Annotated in this window: 18 protein-coding genes and 1 pseudogene; 13 read left to right on the forward strand and 6 right to left on the reverse strand. The window is 73.4% G+C overall.

The features are described 5' to 3' along the window. The first annotated feature begins 67 nt into the window (after positions 1-67). Both FHS37_RS02980 and FHS37_RS02985 read left to right on the forward strand, forming a co-directional pair. Complete coding sequence (locus FHS37_RS02980; protein WP_184817419.1) at positions 68-1,285, forward strand: alpha/beta hydrolase; 1,218 nt, start codon at positions 68-70, stop codon at positions 1,283-1,285. 67 nt (positions 1,286-1,352) lie between these two features. Next, a complete protein-coding gene (locus FHS37_RS02985; protein WP_184817420.1) occupies positions 1,353-2,198 on the forward strand; it encodes a DUF4429 domain-containing protein in 846 nt (281 codons plus the stop codon). 7 nt (positions 2,199-2,205) lie between these two features. Here FHS37_RS02985 and FHS37_RS02990 read toward each other — a convergent pair whose 3' ends face one another. Next, a complete protein-coding gene (locus tag FHS37_RS02990) occupies positions 2,206-3,222 on the reverse strand; it encodes an aldo/keto reductase (RefSeq protein WP_184817421.1) in 1,017 nt (338 codons plus the stop codon). Next, on the reverse strand, positions 3,219-3,689 hold the full coding sequence (locus tag FHS37_RS02995; RefSeq protein WP_184817422.1) for a MerR family transcriptional regulator: 471 nt from the start codon (positions 3,687-3,689) through the stop codon (positions 3,219-3,221). Before FHS37_RS02995 ends, FHS37_RS02990 begins: the two co-directional genes overlap by 4 nt. Before the next feature lie 62 nt (positions 3,690-3,751). Between FHS37_RS02995 and FHS37_RS39085 the strand changes: the two are divergent. From FHS37_RS39085 to FHS37_RS03005, 3 genes and pseudogenes are all read left to right on the forward strand, one after another. Further along, positions 3,752-4,244: pseudogene (locus FHS37_RS39085) on the forward strand (GNAT family N-acetyltransferase); the annotation flags it as partial. A gap of 30 nt (positions 4,245-4,274) precedes the next feature. Next, entirely contained in the window at positions 4,275-5,096 is an 822-nt protein-coding gene (locus FHS37_RS03000) for a serine hydrolase domain-containing protein (protein ID WP_184817423.1), read from the forward strand. 185 nt (positions 5,097-5,281) lie between these two features. Then, complete coding sequence (locus FHS37_RS03005; protein ID WP_184817424.1) at positions 5,282-5,839, forward strand: DUF4232 domain-containing protein; 558 nt, start codon at positions 5,282-5,284, stop codon at positions 5,837-5,839. On the opposite strand, the gene FHS37_RS03010 is transcribed toward FHS37_RS03005, so the two are convergent. Continuing rightward, positions 5,751-6,419, reverse strand: coding sequence for a pirin family protein (locus FHS37_RS03010; protein WP_184817701.1), 669 nt, complete (start codon positions 6,417-6,419; stop codon positions 5,751-5,753). The genes FHS37_RS03005 and FHS37_RS03010 overlap by 89 nt on opposite strands. Positions 6,420-6,493: 74 nt before the next feature. Between FHS37_RS03010 and fasR the strand changes: the two genes are divergently transcribed. The 5 genes from fasR (at position 6,494) to fabF (ending at position 11,471) form a co-directional block, all read left to right on the forward strand. Further along, on the forward strand, positions 6,494-7,702 hold the full coding sequence (gene fasR / locus FHS37_RS03015; protein WP_184817425.1) for a fatty acid biosynthesis transcriptional regulator FasR: 1,209 nt from the start codon (positions 6,494-6,496) through the stop codon (positions 7,700-7,702). An 89-nt stretch (positions 7,703-7,791) separates the two neighbouring features. Further along, on the forward strand, positions 7,792-8,739 hold the full coding sequence (locus FHS37_RS03020; RefSeq protein ID WP_184817426.1) for an ACP S-malonyltransferase: 948 nt from the start codon (positions 7,792-7,794) through the stop codon (positions 8,737-8,739). A gap of 22 nt (positions 8,740-8,761) precedes the next feature. Next, on the forward strand, positions 8,762-9,763 hold the full coding sequence (locus FHS37_RS03025; RefSeq protein ID WP_184817427.1) for a ketoacyl-ACP synthase III: 1,002 nt from the start codon (positions 8,762-8,764) through the stop codon (positions 9,761-9,763). A gap of 102 nt (positions 9,764-9,865) precedes the next feature. After that, positions 9,866-10,114, forward strand: a complete 249-nt coding sequence (locus FHS37_RS03030; protein WP_004931691.1) for an acyl carrier protein — start codon at positions 9,866-9,868, stop codon at positions 10,112-10,114. An 85-nt stretch (positions 10,115-10,199) separates the two neighbouring features. Beyond that, positions 10,200-11,471, forward strand: coding sequence for a beta-ketoacyl-ACP synthase II (gene fabF / locus FHS37_RS03035; protein WP_184817428.1), 1,272 nt, complete (start codon positions 10,200-10,202; stop codon positions 11,469-11,471). Positions 11,472-11,573: 102 nt separating this feature from the next. Here fabF and FHS37_RS03040 read toward each other — a convergent pair whose 3' ends face one another. Continuing rightward, on the reverse strand, positions 11,574-12,068 hold the full coding sequence (locus FHS37_RS03040) for a DUF3145 domain-containing protein (protein ID WP_184817429.1): 495 nt from the start codon (positions 12,066-12,068) through the stop codon (positions 11,574-11,576). A 309-nt stretch (positions 12,069-12,377) separates the two neighbouring features. Between FHS37_RS03040 and FHS37_RS03045 the strand changes: the two genes are divergently transcribed. From FHS37_RS03045 to FHS37_RS03055, 3 genes are all read left to right on the forward strand, one after another. After that, positions 12,378-13,238, forward strand: a complete 861-nt coding sequence (locus FHS37_RS03045; protein WP_229889700.1) for an SGNH/GDSL hydrolase family protein — start codon at positions 12,378-12,380, stop codon at positions 13,236-13,238. Positions 13,239-13,272: 34 nt separating this feature from the next. Then, complete coding sequence (locus FHS37_RS03050; protein WP_184817431.1) at positions 13,273-14,244, forward strand: aldose epimerase family protein; 972 nt, start codon at positions 13,273-13,275, stop codon at positions 14,242-14,244. A gap of 175 nt (positions 14,245-14,419) precedes the next feature. After that, entirely contained in the window at positions 14,420-14,986 is a 567-nt protein-coding gene (locus FHS37_RS03055; protein WP_229889699.1) for a LysR substrate-binding domain-containing protein, read from the forward strand. Here the strand turns inward: FHS37_RS03055 and FHS37_RS03060 are convergent. Next, positions 14,958-15,572: a LysE family translocator gene (locus tag FHS37_RS03060; RefSeq protein ID WP_184817432.1), complete on the reverse strand. Its 615-nt coding sequence runs from the start codon at positions 15,570-15,572 to the stop codon at positions 14,958-14,960. The genes FHS37_RS03055 and FHS37_RS03060 overlap by 29 nt on opposite strands. Further along, positions 15,569-16,363, reverse strand: a complete 795-nt coding sequence (locus FHS37_RS03065) for an EI24 domain-containing protein (RefSeq protein ID WP_184817433.1) — start codon at positions 16,361-16,363, stop codon at positions 15,569-15,571. The genes FHS37_RS03060 and FHS37_RS03065 overlap by 4 nt, the downstream gene beginning before the upstream one ends. Positions 16,364-16,382 lie beyond the last annotated feature (19 nt).

Here is a 16,382-nt window from a genome sequence, read left to right on the forward strand (position 1 = left end):
CATCGAAACGTGATCCCGATCACTTGGGTCACGCGAGACCCTCCCGTTCTCCTAGTGTGTCCTTCCAGTGACTTCCTTCGACACCTCCCCGCAACCGGCCGTCCGGCGCGCGCTGCTCGCGCTCGTCGTCGTCTTCGTGATGCTGGCGACCACCGGCTGGACGGCGCTGCGCAACCAGCGGGAGGCCACCCCCCTCCAGGCTTCGCTCAGCGCCTGGGAGAAGGGCCGCATAGCCGGTCACCGGCTGCCGGACCCGCGGTCGGCGCCCGAGCGGCTGGCCCGTTTCTTCGCCTCCCTCAGCGAGGGGCAGCGGACGGCCCTGGCCCGCCGCTACCCGCTCGCGGTCGGCAACATGAACGGCGCGCCGGTCTCCCTGCGCTACCGCGCCAACCGCATCGCGCTGGGGAAGGCCCTCGGGATCGAGCGCGAACGCGTGCACGACAGCCGCCTCACGCCCGCGGGACAGCGGCAGGCGGCCCGCCGGACGGACCGCTTCGAGGCGCTGTTGCGCCCGGGCCGGCACATCCTCGCCTTCGACCCGTCGGGCCCGGGCCGGGTCGCCGAGGTCCTCGGCGACCTGCGCACGGCCGAACGGGTCTCGGTCGTCGTGCCCGGTGCCGACACGGACCTGCTCACCTTCCAGCGCACGCACCGCCGGTACGCGGCGCCCGTCGGCATGGCCAGGTCCCTGTACGCGGCCGAACGCGAGGCCGACCCCACGACCCGCACCGCCGTGATCGCCTGGGCCGACTACACCGCCCCCAGCGGACTCGGCATGGACGCGGCCACGGCGATGCGCGCCGAGGACGGGGCGGTGCGGCTGAACGCGATGCTGCGCGGGCTGCCCGGGAACGCGCCGGTCTCGCTGTTCTGCCACAGCTACGGCTCCGTGGTGTGCGGGCTCGCCGCGCCCGCGCTGCCGGACCGGGTGACCGACATAGCGGTGGCCGGCAGCCCCGGGATGCGGGTCGAGAAGGCGTCCCAACTGGACACCTCCGCCCGGGTGTGGGCGATGCGGGACGCCGACGACTGGATCGAGGACGTGCCGTACCTGGAGTTCGGCGGCCTGGGGCACGGGGCCGACCCGGTGGCCGCGGGCTTCGGGGCGCGGGTGCTGTCGGCGCGGGAGGCCGAGGGGCACAGCGGGTATTTCGTACCGGGCACGGACAGCCTGCGGAACTTCGCCGAGATCGGTGTCGGCGCGTACCGCGCGGTGTCCTGTGCCCGCGAGGACGACGCCTGCCGGGCGGGTTTGTCCGGCACGGCGGCCACCGGACGCGCGTAGAGGGCGGAGAAACTGCGGTATGCGCGGGGAGAGGACGAAGAAGCTCGTGCCGCATACGATGAGCCGCATGGGTGACGTACTGGCCGGATTTCATGCCGCCTGGGAGTTCGAGTCCGACTCCGTGCTCATCCGTTACGAACGGGGGATTCGAACACCCAAGCTGTTCCAGGCGCTCGGGGAACGACGCATACCCCTCGAGGCGATCGAGGGGGTGACCCTGACCCCCGGCAGGCGCGGCACCGTGGTCCTGCGCATCGAGCCGCGGCCCGGGGCCGATCCGCTCATGGAGGCGGCCGCCGGGCAGTTGAAGGAGAGCAGCGACCCGTACCGGCTGGTGCTGCCCGCCGAACGCGAGACGCTCGCCGAGTACTACGCCGACGAACTGCGCGCCCTGCTCACCGAGTCCGGGCCGTCCGAACGTCATCTGGTGGCGCCGCCCGAGACACCGCGCCAGTTCAAGGCGTACGACGGGAAGGCGTCCTTCGACGGGACGTCGGTGTCCTTCCGCTGGTTCTGGACGGGAGCCTCGTCGGCCAAGTGGAAGGCCGGCGACCAGCGCTTCCCCGTCGGCGAGTTGAGCGGCGTGGAGTGGCGGTCGCCTGAGGTGTTCGAGGGGCACCTGCGGCTGCTGCACCGGGACGCGGGGGCCTCTCCCGCGCAGGCCGACCAGGATCCGGCGGCCGTGGTGTTCGGCCTCGGCTACGGACCGGTGCACGAGTCGCTGCCGTTCGCCGCCGCCGTGCTGGCGGCGGTGCGCACCTGCGAGCCGGTGCCCGCGGTGGCCGCGGCCCCGCGCCGCGACCCCGCGGACATCGCCGAACGCATCCGTCACCTGGGGGAACTCCACCAGGCGGGACTGGTGACGGACGAGGAGTTCTCCTCCAAGAAGGCGGAACTGCTCGCGGAACTGTGAGGCGGCGTCACTCCCGTCCGGCGGACGTGAACGCCATGTCCGCGTAGCGGGTGCCGGCCACCTTGCCCGCGATGGGCTCCAGCAGGGCCAGCTCCTCCTCGGTCAGGGTGATGCGGGTCGCCGCCGTGTTCTCCTCCACCCGGGCCGGCTTGCGGGTGCCGGGGATCGGGACGACCGGGAGGCCGTGGACGGCGGCCTGCTGGTGGACCCAGGCCAGGGCGACCTGGCCGAGGGAGGCGCCGTGGGCCTCGGCGACCGTGCGGACCGGGTCCAGCAGGGCCGCGTTGGCCGCCGCGTTCTCACCGGTGAAGCGGGGCATCCGACGGCGGAAGTCGTCGGCCGTGAGGTCCTGGTCGGCATCGGCGAAGGAGCCGGTCAGGAAGCCCCGCCCGAGCGGCGAGTACGGCACGAGCGTCACGCCCAGCTCGCGGGCGGCGGGCACCACCTTCGCCTCGATGTCCCGGCTGAACAGCGACCACTCCGACTGCACGGCGGCGATCGGGTGCACGGCGTGCGCGGCGCGCAGCTCGTCGGCCGTGACCTCGCTCAGGCCCAGCTGCTTGACCTTGCCCTCGCGGACCAGCTCGGCCATGGTGCCGACGGTCTCCTCGATCGGCACGTTCACGTCGCGCCGGTGCATGTAGTAGAGGTCGATCACGTCGACGCCCAGGCGCTTCAGGCTCGCCTCGACCGCCTCGCGGACGTACGGCGCGTCGTTGCGGATGATCCGCCGGGTCGGGTCGTCCGGCGGGATCGTCAGGGCGAACTTGGTGGCGATGACCACCTCGTCCCGGTGCGCCGTGAGGAAGGGGGACAGGAACCGCTCGTTCTCCCCCGCCCCGTACGCGTCCGCCGTGTCGTAGAGCGTGACGCCGAGTTCCAGCGCCCGTTCCAGGGTCGCCCGGGAGGCGTCCGCGTCGGCGGGGCCGTAGGCGAAGCTCATCCCCATGCAGCCCAGGCCCTGCACGCCCACCTCGGGGCCGCCCCCGCCCAGGGCCGCCGTCGCGATCCTGTCGTTCGTCATCGTGTCCTCTCCGACGCCAGGGCGCGCCCGGCGTCCGCGTAGAAGCTGATCTTCCGGTCGAGTACGGCGAGGGTGCCCTGGAGCTCGGCGATCCGGGCCAGTACGTCCTCGCGGGTCTCCTTGAGCAGTTCGAAGCGCTCGGTGTACGTGTGGTCGCCGGCGCGGACCAGCTCCGCGTACCGCACCATGTCCGCGACCGGCATCCCGGTCAGGCGGAGCTTGCCGACGAGGGCGAGCCAGTCGAGGTCGCGGTTGCTGTAGCGGCGCTGACCGGTGTGGGACCGGTCGATGTGCGGCATCAGCCCGATGCGCTCGTACCAGCGCAGGGTGTGGGCCGTCAGCCCGGTGAGGGCGGCGACCTCGCTGATCGTGTACCTGTCCGCGCCGTCCGGCCGCCGGTTCCCCTGCGGCGGCCCGGCACAGATGTCGGCGCTGGTGTCCGTGGTCTCCGTCTCCGTCACCGTCATGGCCCCACGCTAGGACCCTGGAGTGCACTCCAAGCAAGCACGCGCGGCGGGAAAACGGCGGAATGGCGTGCCCCTGGCCGAATAGCGCGCCGGGCACGACCCTCGTACGCCGTGCGCTGCCCGAGGACGCGGAGGAGGTGCCGCGTCCGCGTCGGGTGACGATCGGCTCCACGGGTCGGGCCGGCTCCTCCACGGCGTGGCACACCGTCTCCCCGCCCGTGCCGCGCACGGAACCGGCCGAGCCGGACGGCGCCCTCGCCGCGTTCGTCGTGGACCACCCGGAGCGGCCGGGCGCGCCGGCGTCCCCGGTGGCCGGCACGGTCGACCACCGCACCGGCGGCGCGCTCGCCCCCGCACGGCGGGGACGGCTACGTCTTCAGCGTCGCCACCGACCCGGACGCGCGCCGCCGCGGATGCGCGCGCGCCTGCGGGGAGGCGCTGCCGGAGCGGTTCCGCGGGCGCGGTGCCCGGCGGGGCCGCCTCACCGCGCCCGCGCAGGCCGGGCCGCTGTACGTCTCGATGGGCTTCAGGCCCCGGCCGGACCCCTTGCCGGAGCCGGCGCTCCGAGCGCTTAGGCTCGACGGCATGTCGCTGAAGAGCCTCGCGCTGATCGAGAACTGGCCGGTCCCCACCGCCGCGGCGGGTGTCGTACGGGCGGACGGCACCGTCCTCGGCGCCCACGGGCCGACCGGCCACCGCTTCCCGCTGGCCTCGGTCACCAAGCCGCTCGCCGCCTACGCGGTGCTGGTGGCGTACGAGGAGGGCGCGATCGAGCTGGACGAGCCGGCGGGCCCCGAGGGCTCCACCGTCCGGCACCTGCTCGCGCACACCTCGGGGCTGGCCTTCGACGAGCACCGGGTGACCTCGGCGCCCGGGGAGCGGCGGCTGTACTCGAACGCCGGGTTCGAGCAGCTGGGGGACCACGTCACGAAGGCGACGGAGATCCCGTTCGCGGAGTACCTGCGGCAGGCGGTGCTGGAGCCGCTGGGCATGACGTCGACGTCGCTGGAGGGCTCCCCCGCCAAGGACGGCGTGTCCACGGTGGACGACCTGCTGCGCTTCGCCGCCGAGGTCCAGGCCCCGCGCCTGCTGGACCCCCGCACGGTCGCCGGGGCGATGACCGTCCAGTACCCGGGCACCAAGGGCGTCCTGCCGGGCTACGGCCACCAGAACCCCAACGACTGGGGCCTCGGCTTCGAGATCCGGGGCGGCAAGTCGCCGCACTGGACGGGCGGTTCGTCCTCGCCGCGCACCTTCGGCCACTTCGGCCAGTCGGGCACGTTCCTGTGGGTCGACCCGGACGCGGGCGTCGCCTGCGCGGCCCTCGCCGACCGCGCCTTCGGCCCCTGGGCGGTCGAGGCGTGGCCGCCGTTCACCGACGCGGTGCTGGCGGAGCTGCGCGGCTGAGGCACTCGGACCCCACCGGGCCGGAGCAGGAAACGGAAATGCGGCGGCCCCGTCCGCATGCCGTCACCGTCACGCGCGACACCGTCACCGTCACGCGCGGACGGGAGCGTCGACGGTCTTCCTGCCGCACCCTCGGCTCAACTGGTCGGGCATCCGGACCGGACGACCGCACCCGGGGGATCGCCGTGCGCACTGCCCACAGGAACCGGAAGACCCGCGCCCCGGGAGCCGCGGTGCTCACCGCCCTCCTCTCCGTCACGGCCTGCGGGCCGGGCGGCACGGACGACGGCGCGGACACCGTCCCGTCCGCCGCCCCGAGCACGACCGTCTCCACCCGGCCCGGCGGGGGCGCGGGCGGCGGCCCGCGGGACCCGGGCGACGGCTCGGACAAGGCCGACGGGTCGGGCGGCACCGGTGGCGGTGACGCCGCCACCGCCTCCTGCGCCGACGCGGACGTCCCGATCGCCGCGGAGGTCCACCCGCGCGACGAGGCCCGGCACCTCCTCCTCACGGCCACCAGCACCGGCGACGAGGAATGCGCCCTCCACCGCTACCCGGTCGTCCGCTTCGACGACGGCCCGGAGGACCGGGTCGGCCCGATGGAGTCCGGGACGAGGGACGTCACGGTCGGGCCGGGCGGGAAGGCCTACGCCGTCAGGTCCGCGTCGCGTCCCGCATCTCCCACAGCAGCAGTTCCGCCGTCGGGCTCACGGCGGCCGCCTCCCCGCCCTTCGCGCCGGTGATCCGGGCCGCGTCGCCGGCGGCCAGGGTCTCGCCGTCCAGGGTCACCTCGCCGCGCACCACGTGGACGTACACGTACGCGGCGTCGGGGACGGCGGTCCGCTCGCCCGCCGTCAGGCGGCGGACGTGGAGCGTCGCGCCCGCCTCCGGGAGGGCGTACGGGGTGGAGTCGGCCACGCCGCGGACGACCTCGTAGCGGGGGTCGCCGCCGGGGATCAGCGGGGTCAGCCACATCTGGAGGAAGGTCAGGGGCTCGTCGCCGTCGTTGCGCTCCACGTGCCGGACTCCGGAGGCGGCGCTCAGGCGCTGCACGTCGCCGGGGCGGACCACCGTCTCCCGGCCCGTGGAGTCCCGGTGGGTCAGCTCGCCCGCCACCACCCACGTGACGATCTCGGTGTGGCTGTGCGGGTGCTCGTCGAAGCCGGCGCCGGGGGCCAGGTGCTCCTCGTTGCAGGCGACGACCGCGCCGAAGCGGAGGTTGTCGGGGTCGTAGTGGGGGCCGAAGGAGAAGGCGTGCCGCGTCTCGATCCCGGCCGCCGGATCACCGCCCTGGTAGCGCTCGTGCGCGCGCCGTACGTCCATCACGGCGCCCACCGTAGACCGCACCACGGACCCGGCGGACCACCCTCCCGTCCGTATGAGGCAGTCTTGTCCCCGTGCCCGAACCCGAAACCAGCAGCACCCACGCCGCCGCGCGCCGCCCCGCCCACCCGCATGCCGCGACGCTGAAGCGGTTGGAGAAGTCCTCCGGCAGCCTCGCCGCACAGGCCATCGCGCGGATGGACGAGACGTTGCCCTGGTACCGGGCCATGCCACCGGAGAACCGTTCCTGGATCGGTCTGGTCGCCCAGGCGGGCATCGCCGCCTTCACCGAGTGGTTCCGGCACCCCGACGCCCCGCAGGCCATCTCCACCGACGTCTTCGGCACCGCGCCGCGCGAGCTGACCCGGGCCATCACGCTGCGGCAGACCGTGGAGATGGTGCGCACCACCATCGAGGTCATGGAGACGGCCATCGACGAGGTGGCGGCGCCGGGCGACGAGTCGATCCTGCGCGAGGCCCTCCTCGTCTACGCCCGGGAGATCGCCTTCGCCACCGCCCAGGTGTACGCGCAGGCGGCCGAGGCACGGGGTGCCTGGGACGCGCGCCTGGAGTCGCTGGTGGTGAACGCCGTGCTGAGCGGTGAGGCCGACGAGGGGGCCGTGTCCCGGGCCGCCGCCCTCGGCTGGAACTCGCCCGAGCACGTGTGCGTGGTGCTGGGCACCGCGCCCGACGGCGACTCCGAGCTGACCGTGGAGGCGATCCGGCGTGCCGCCCGGCACGCCAAGCTCCAGGTGCTGACCGGGGTGCTCGGGGACCGGCTCGTGGTGATCGCGGGCGGCAGCGACAATCCGCTGGCCGTCGCCAGGTCGCTGATCGGTCCGTACGCGCCGGGACCGGTCGTGGCCGGTCCGGTGGTGCCGGACCTGCTGGCCGCGACCCGGTCCGCGCAGGCCGCCGCGGCGGGGCTCAAGGCGTGTTCCGCCTGGCAGGACGCACCGCGCCCGGTCCTGGCGGACGATCTGCTTCCGGAGCGGGCGATCGCCGGGGACCCCTCGGCCCGCGAGCAGTTGGTGGAGGAGATCTACAGACCGCTGGAGGAGGCCGGGGCCGCACTGCTGGAAACGCTCAGTGTCTATCTCGAGCAGGCGAGCAGTCTCGAGGGCGCGGCGCGGATGCTGTTCGTTCATCCCAACACCGTTCGTTACCGGCTCCGACGTGTGACTGACGTCACCGGGTGGTCACCCTCCGATGTACGCTCGGCGTTCACGCTGCGGATCGCGCTGATCCTGGGACGTCTGGTCGATGGTGATCTTCAGCCCTAGTGTTTTGTCGGGGCCCCACAAAAGGCCCTCGTGTTCTTCGTCCCTGTCATCACGGGCGGTCGCGGCCGTCCCCAAGAGAGAGTGTGAGAGTGCTCGTACTCGTCGCTCCCGGCCAGGGCGCCCAGACGCCCGGCTTCCTGACTGAATGGCTCGAACTCCCCGGTGCCGCGGACCGTGTCGCCGCCTGGTCCGACGCCATCGGACTCGACCTCGCCCACTACGGCACGCGGGCCGACGCGGACGCGATCCGCGACACGGCCGTCGCGCAGCCGCTGCTGGTCGCGGCCGGGCTGCTGTCCGCCTCGGCACTCGGTACCGGCTCGTCCGCCGCTGACGCGGCGGTGACGGACATCGCGCCCGGCGCGGTCGCCGGTCACAGCGTCGGCGAGATCACCGCCGCCGCCTTCGCGGGCGTCCTCGACGACACCGCCGCGCTGACGCTGGTCCGCAAGCGGGGCCTGGCCATGGCCGACGCCGCCGCGATCACCGAGACCGGCATGGCGGCGCTGCTCGGCGGCGACCCCGAGACGACCCTGGCGCACCTGGAGAAGCTGGGCCTGACCCCGGCGAACATCAACGGCGCGGGCCAGATCGTGGCGGCCGGCACCAAGGAGCAGCTCGCCGCGCTGGAGGCGGACAAGCCCGAGGGCGTGCGCAAGGTCGTCGCGCTCAAGGTGGCCGGCGCCTTCCACACCCACCACATGGCCCCCGCGGTCGACACGCTGGCGAAGGCCGCCGCGGACCTGGCGCCGGGCGACCCGAAGGTCACCTACGTGTCGAACAAGGACGGCGCGGCCGTCGCGACCGGTGCCGAGGTCCTCCAGCGCCTGGTCGGCCAGGTCGCGAACCCGGTCCGCTGGGACCTGTGCATGGAGACCTTCAAGGAGCTCGGCGTGACCGCCCTGCTGGAGGTCTGCCCCGGCGGCACCCTGACCGGCCTGGCCAAGCGCGCGCTGCCCGGCGTCAAGACGCTGGCCCTGAAGACCCCCGCCGACCTCGACGCGGCCCGCGAGCTCGTCGCCGAGCACGCCGCCTGAGCGCCTTAAGGAGCCCACCCGCATGGCGAAGATCAAGCCCAGCAAGGGCGCCCCGTACGCGCGCATCCTCGGCGTGGGCGGTTACCGGCCCACCCGGGTCGTGCCGAACGAGGTGATCCTCGAGACGATCGACTCGTCCGACGAGTGGATCCGCTCGCGTTCCGGCATCGAGACCCGGCACTGGGCGTCGCCGGAGGAGACCGTCGCGGCGATGTCGCTCGAGGCGTCCGGCAAGGCGATCGCGGACGCCGGGATCGACGCCGCGCAGATCGGCGCCGTGGTGGTCTCGACCGTCTCGCACTTCAGCCAGACCCCGGCCGTCGCCACCGAGATCGCCGACAAGCTGGGCACGGACAGGGCCGCCGCCTTCGACATCTCGGCCGGCTGCGCGGGCTTCGGCTACGGCCTCACCCTCGCCAAGGGCATGGTCGTCGAGGGTTCCGCGGAGTACGTCCTGGTCATCGGCGTGGAGCGGCTGAGCGACCTGACCGACCTGGAGGACCGGGCGACCGCCTTCCTGTTCGGCGACGGCGCCGGCGCGGTGGTCGTCGGTCCGTCCCAGGAGCCCGCGATCGGCCCGACCGTGTGGGGCTCGGAGGGCGACAAGTCCGAGACCATCAAGCAGACCGTGCCGTGGACGGACTACCGCGACGGGACGGTCGAGAAGTTCCCCGCGATCACGCAGGAGGGCCAGGCGGTGTTCCGCTGGGCCGTGTTCGAGATGGCGAAGGTCGCCCAGCAGGCGCTGGACGCGGCCGGGATCACCCCGGACGACCTGGACGTCTTCATCCCGCACCAGGCCAACGTGCGGATCATCGACTCGATGGTGAAGACCCTCAAACTGCCGGAGCACGTCACGGTCGCCCGTGACATCCGCACCACCGGCAACACCTCGGCCGCCTCGATCCCGCTCGCGATGGAGCGGCTCCTGGCGACCGGCGAGGCGAAGAGCGGCGACACCGCGCTCGTCATCGGCTTCGGGGCGGGTCTCGTCTACGCCGCCACGGTCGTTACCCTCCCCTAGGCACTCCGTGCCGGATCATGGGGTCCGGCACGGAAACCGCAACACCTGCCGCTGACGCGGCGGGCGCCACACCCTCTGGAATCACAACGAAGGAGCGCCACCATGGCCGCCACTCAGGAAGAGATCGTCGCCGGTCTCGCGGAGATCGTGAACGAGATCGCCGGCATCCCGGTTGAGGACGTCCAGCTGGACAAGTCCTTCACCGACGACCTGGACGTCGACTCGCTGTCCATGGTCGAGGTCGTCGTCGCCGCCGAAGAGCGCTTCGACGTCAAGATCCCGGACGACGACGTCAAGAACCTCAAGACCGTCGGCGACGCGACCGACTACATCCTCAAGCACCAGGCCTGAGCCCTGCTCGGGCCGGGAGCGCCCGGCCCCGCCACCCGGCGGTGGCGCCGTACGAATCCTCGTATCCGTTGGAGAAAGAATTCCCGTGAGCTCGACCAATCGCACCGTGGTCGTCACCGGTATCGGCGCAACCACACCGCTGGGTGGCGACGCAGCCTCTACCTGGGAGGGCCTGGTCGCCGGACGTTCCGGCGTCAAGCCCCTTACGCAGGAGTGGGCCGCCGAGCAGGCGGTCCGCATCGCGGCCCCCGTGGCCGTGGAGCCCACCGAGGTCATCCCCCGGCCGCAGGCCCGCCGACTGGACCGCTCGGCGCAGTTCGCGCTGGTCGCGGCCAAGGAGGCGTGGGCCGACGCCGGCTTCGAGGGCAAGGCCGGTGAGGACCCGAGCATCGACCCGGACCGGCTCGGCGCGGTCATCGCCTCCGGCATCGGCGGCGTGACGACCCTGCTGGACCAGTACGACGTGCTGAAGGAGAAGGGCGTCCGCCGCGTCTCCCCGCACACCGTCCCCATGCTGATGCCGAACGGCCCCTCGGCGAACGTGGGCCTGGCCGTGGGCGCCCGCGCGGGCGTGCACACCCCGGTCTCGGCCTGCGCCTCGGGCGCGGAGGCCATCGGCTACGCCATCGAGATGATCCGCACCGGCCGTGCCGACGTCGTCGTCGCGGGCGGCACGGAGGCGGCGATCCACCCGCTGCCGATCGCCGCGTTCGGCAACATGATGGCGATGTCCAAGAACAACGACGACCCCGAGGGCGCCTCGCGCCCCTACGACGTGGCCCGTGACGGCTTCGTCATGGGCGAGGGCGCGGGCGTGATCGTCCTGGAGTCCGCCGAGCACGCCGCGGCGCGCGGTGCCCGCGTCTACGCGGAGGCGGTCGGCCAGGGCGTCTCGGCCGACTCCCACGACATCGTGCAGCCGGAGCCGGAGGGCCGCGGCATCTCGCACGCCCTGCAGCACCTGCTGGACCGCACCGACCTGGACCCGGCCGAGATCGTGCACGTCAACGCGCACGCCACCTCGACGCCGGCCGGTGACATCGCCGAACTGAAGGCGCTGCGCAAGGTCTTCGGCGACGACGCCGACCACATCGCGGTCTCCGCCACCAAGTCGATGACCGGTCACCTGCTCGGTGGCGCCGGCGGTGTGGAGTCGGTGGCGACGGTGCTCGCGCTGTACCACCGGGTGGCCCCGCCGACCATCAACGTCGAGAACCTGGACCCGGAGGCCGAGGCGAACGCGGACGTGGTCCGCGGCGAGGCGCGCAAGCTGCCCGTCGAGGGCAGGATCGCCGCGCTGAACGACTCGTTCGGGTTCGGCGGCCACAACGTGGTGCTGGCGTTCCGGACGGTCTGACCGGCACCCCTGCGGACGCGAGAGGGCCCCCACCGTGGTGGTGGGGGCCCTCTCGCGTCCGCAGGGCGCGGGTCCTCGCGCGTCACCGGGCGGGGAGCCCGGTCAGACGACCTGGTGCAGCCAGCGCACCGGGGCGCCCTCGCCCGCGTAGCGGAACGGCTCCAGTTCGTCGTCCCAGGGCTTGCCCAGGAGCTTGGCGATCTCCGCCTCCAGGTCGGTCTCGCCGCTCCGGGAGCGGACCAGGGCGGCGCGCAGCCGGTCCTCGGGGATCAGGATGTCGCCGTGCATGCCGGTGACGGCGTGGAAGATGCCGAGGTCGGGGGTGCAGCTGTAGCGCTCGCCCTCGGCGGTGGGGCAGGGCTCCGCGGTGACCTCGAAGCGCAGCATCTGCCAGCCGCGCAGCGCGGAGGCGAGTTTGGAGGCGGTGCCGGCCTGACCCTGCCAGGAGAACTCCGAGCGCCAGGTGCCCGGGGCGGCCGGCTGGCGGATCCAGTCCAGGCTGACGCGCGTGCCGAGCACCCCGGCGACGGCCCACTCGACGTGCGGGCACAGCGCGCGCGGCGCGGAGTGCACGTACAGAACTCCACGAGTCGTCACCGGAACCTCCGGGCAGAGCGGGACATCTTGGAACGGGTGGAACGGCCGCGGCCCGGCGAGCCGCGTTGATGGCGAGGCTACCGTGCGACGGCGCAAGGAGTGTGACGTACCGTCGGTCCCGGTGCCGGGAAACGTCCACCATTCACCCGGCAGGACGCTTGTACGGGTGGGGGGTGTTCCCGTCGCCGGGCGGGAACTCCCGTGCGTTGTTATGGGTTGGGGGACGGTGACACCACGACGCGCGGGGAGGCGACGGAATTGGACCAGGCGACGCGGAGGCGGCGGCGACGCTCACGGGCCGTTCTCGCCGTGGTGACGGCCGCCGCCCTCGGTGCGGCCGGCTGCGACGCCGTCGGCGGTGACGCGTCCGCCCCGTCCGGTGCGGGCGCGAAGGAGGGCCGGCCGTCCCCGAGGCCCACGCCCGTGTGGGACACCAGTCCCTCCTCCGTGGCGGCCGTCGGCGACTCCATCACCACCGGCTTCGACGCCTGCTCGGTGCTGGCGGACTGCCCCGAGGTGTCGTGGGCGACGGGCAGCAGCGAGGAGGTCGACAGTCTCGCGGTGCGGTTGCTGGGGAGGGCCGGGGCGGCCGAGCGGAGCTGGAACCACGCGGTGACCGGGGCCCGGATGGCGGATCTGCCGGGCCAGATGGCGCGGGCGGTGCGGCGCGCCCCGCAGCTGGTGACGGTGCTGGCCGGGGCGAACGACGCCTGCCGGGACACGGTGTCGGCGATGACGCCGGTGGCCGACTTCCGCGCCGACTTCCAGGAGGCGATGAACACCCTGCGCGAGGCGCTGCCCGAGACCCAGGTGTACGTGGCGAGCGTGCCGAACCTGAAGCGGCTGTGGTCGCAGGGACGGACCAACGCGCTGGGCAAGCAGGTCTGGAAGCTGGGCATCTGCCCGTCGATGCTGGGCGACGCGGACGCGCTGGACGAGGCGGCGACGCTGCGGCGCGAGACGGTGCAGAAGCGGGTGGAGGACTACAACGAGGTGCTGGAGGAGGTCTGCGCCGCGGACCGCCGGTGCCGCTACGACGGCGGCGCGGTGCACGACTACCGCTTCGGCACCGAGCAGTTGAGCCGCTGGGACTGGTTCCACCCCAGTGTCGACGGGCAGGCCAGGCTGGCGGAGATCGCCTACCGGACGGTCACGGCGGAGCGGCCGTGACCCGTCGGGAAGGCCGTGACCTATTGTTTCGCACATGAACGAACTCTTCGGCACGCTCCCCGACAGCACCCCGGTGCACCGCTGGACGCTGCGGCGGGCGGGCGTGCGGGTGCGGATCCTGTCCTACGGCGGGATCGTGCAGAGCGTGGAGGTGCCGGACCGGGCCGGCACGCTCGGGAACGTGGTGCTGGGGTTCCCCGACCTGGACGGCTACGTCAAGCACCCGGAGCCCTTCCTGGGCGCCCTGATCGGCCGGTACGCCAACCGGATCGCGGGCGCCCGCTTCCCGCTGGACGGGGTCACGTACGCGCTCGCCCCGAACAACGGGCCGAACTCGCTGCACGGCGGGGAGCGGGGCTTCGACAAGCGGGTGTGGGACGTGACGCCGGTCGAGCACGGCCTGCGCCTCACCCGGGTCAGCCCGCACGGCGAGGAGGGCTTCCCGGGCCGTCTGGAGGTCTCGGTGACGTACGCGCTGGACGAGCGGGGGGCGCTGGGCATCGCCTACGAGGCGGTGACGGACGCGCCGACCCCGGTGAACCTGACGAACCACTCGTACTGGAACCTGGCGGGCTCCGGCAGCGCGGCCGGGCACGAACTGCGGCTCGCGGCCTCCCGGTTCACTCCGGTCGACGCGGACCTGATCCCGACGGGCGAGCTCGCCGACGCGACCGGCACCCGCTTCGACTTCCGCACGGCGCGCAGGGTCGGCACCGGGTACGACCACAACCTGGTGCTCGACAAGGGCGTGACGCCGGCGCCCGTGGAGGTCGCCGAGCTGTACGACCCGGCGTCGGGCCGGGTGCTGACGGTGGCGACCACCGAGCCCGGGATGCAGCTGTACACCGCGGACCACATCGGCGAGCCCTTCGCGCCCGGCGACGGCGTCGCGCTGGAGACCCAGCACTTCCCCGACTCCCCGAACCGTCCGGAGTTCCCGGGCACCGTGCTGCGGCCGGGCGAGGTGTTCCGCTCGGAGACGGTGTACGGCTTCTCCGTGCGGTAGACCGGACGGACCGCCCGCACGGCGGGCGGCCGCGGCCCTGAGCCCCGGCCCGGGGTCAGGGTCCCGGGCCGGGGCTGCTCATACGGGTACCGCCCGGATCAGACGTTAATCGCCGCGTCGGTCCGGCGGTCCGTGATCGAGCACTCGGCCGGGATCCCGTACGAACCTTTCACAAGTGGTCGGCCGGCGTGCCCGTACCGCGGACGCGGCCCCGGTGCCGCACGCCCTGTCCGCCTTCCGCGCCCGCCGTCCCGGCGTCCGCGTCGTGCGCGAGGAGGGTCTCACCCCCGCCCTGCCGGACCGGCCGGCCGCCGGTCACCCGGACCTCGCGGTGGTGTCGGCCACGGGCCGCGCACCGCTGGAGGCGTACGCGCTCCACCACCTCCTCGACGAACCGCTGTACGTCGCCGTGCCCGACGGCCACCCCCTGGCCGGCCACGACGGCCCGGTGCCGCTCGCCCGGTTCGCCGGCAGCCCCCGCCCCGAGGGGACCCTGCTGGGCGCGGCCCTGCGGCGGGGTTTCCGGCCCCGCGTGGCGCACGTCGTCGCCGAGTGGACCGCCGGGCGGGGGTACGTGGCCGCCGGGCTCGGCGTGGCCCTGGTGCCGGGCCCTCGCCGCCGCGTCCGTCCGCCCCGACGCCACCCTGCTGCGGGTGCTCGGCGAGGGCGTCCCGGCGCGCTGCGCGAGGCGGCGTCGCGGACGTGCGGGGCGCTCAGTGCGACGGAGCGAACGCGAGGCTGACGCCGAGGCCGGCCAGGACGGATCCGATGACCTTGTTGAGGACCTTCTGGCCGCGCAGCATCAGGGTGCGCATGCGGCTCTGCGAGAAGAACACCGCGACGACGCCGAACCACAGCAGGTGGGCCAGCGACATGAACAGCCCGTACCCCACCTGCTGGACCACCGGTGTGCCGGGGCCGACGACCTGGGCGAAGGTGGAGACCACGAAGAGGGTCGTCTTCGGGTTGAGGACGTTGGTCAGGAAGCCGGTGCGCAGGGCCGCGAACGGGGTGAGGCCCGTCCTGTGGTCCAGGTCGACGGTGACCTCGGTGCGGGTGCGGAAGGTGCGGACGCCGATGTAGACGAGGTAGGCGGCGCCGACCAGCTTGATGACCGTGAACAGGAAGGCGGAGGAGGCGATCAGCAGTCCGACGCCGAGCATCGTGTAGGTGACGTGCACGAGGACGCCGGCGGCGACACCGACCGCGCCGAGCAGTCCGGTGCGGCGGCCGTGGAGGTAGCTGTTGCGGACCACCATGGCGAAGTCGGCGCCCGGGGCGATCACGGCCAGGACGGTGATGACGGCGACGGCGAGCACCTCGGTCACGACGTGACGCCCTCCTCCTCGGACTCCCCGGCACCGTCCCCGGCGGTCTCCTCACCGAGCAGGTCGCGCGCCATGAGGGTGGCGCCGGCCACCGCGCCCGGCATCAGGAACACCGCGACGAACGGCACGAGGAAGGCCAGCCCCAGCGGCGTGCCGAAGCCCCAGACGAGCATCCTGCGGGACCGCAGCAGGCCGAGCCGCTCGCGCAGTTCGACCCCGCGGCGCTGGAGCGCGACGGCGGTGAGCTCCTCGGTGAGGAAGAACCCGGTGACGAAGAAGCCGATCACCGGTACGACGGTCTGTCCGAGGACCGGGACGAAACCGAGCGCGAAGAGCAGCACGGCCCAGACGAGGGCCCGCACGACGATCCGGAGGCTGTCCCGGCCGGAGATCCACAGCTCCCGCCACAGCGGCAGGTCCGACTCGGGCGCGGTGCCGTCGGGGGACACGTCCCGGTCGACCTTCTCGGAGAGGCTCTCGTAGAAGGGCTGCCCGATGAGCAGGGTCACCGCGGTGAAGGTGAGCACGGACAGCAGCAGGCCGAGCGCGAACAGGACGGCGGTGAGGAACCCGCGGAACAGTCCGGACCAGGGGCTCGACCAGTCGTCGGCGAACGGCGTCGCCCAGGCGACGAAGTCCTCCCCCCACACCGCCAGCGCGACGAGCGTCGCCGCGTACAGCACGAGGGTGATCAGCCCCGGCAGCAGCCCGAACCCGAACTGCTTGCCGTGCCGGACCACCCACCGCTGGCCCTTCAGGAGATACCGGAAACCCACCCCGAGATCGCGCATGGGGAAGACTGTAGCGAGG

The sequence above is a fragment of the Streptomyces griseomycini genome, from assembly GCF_014203535.1.
Lineage (GTDB): Bacteria > Actinomycetota > Actinomycetes > Streptomycetales > Streptomycetaceae > Streptomyces > Streptomyces griseomycini.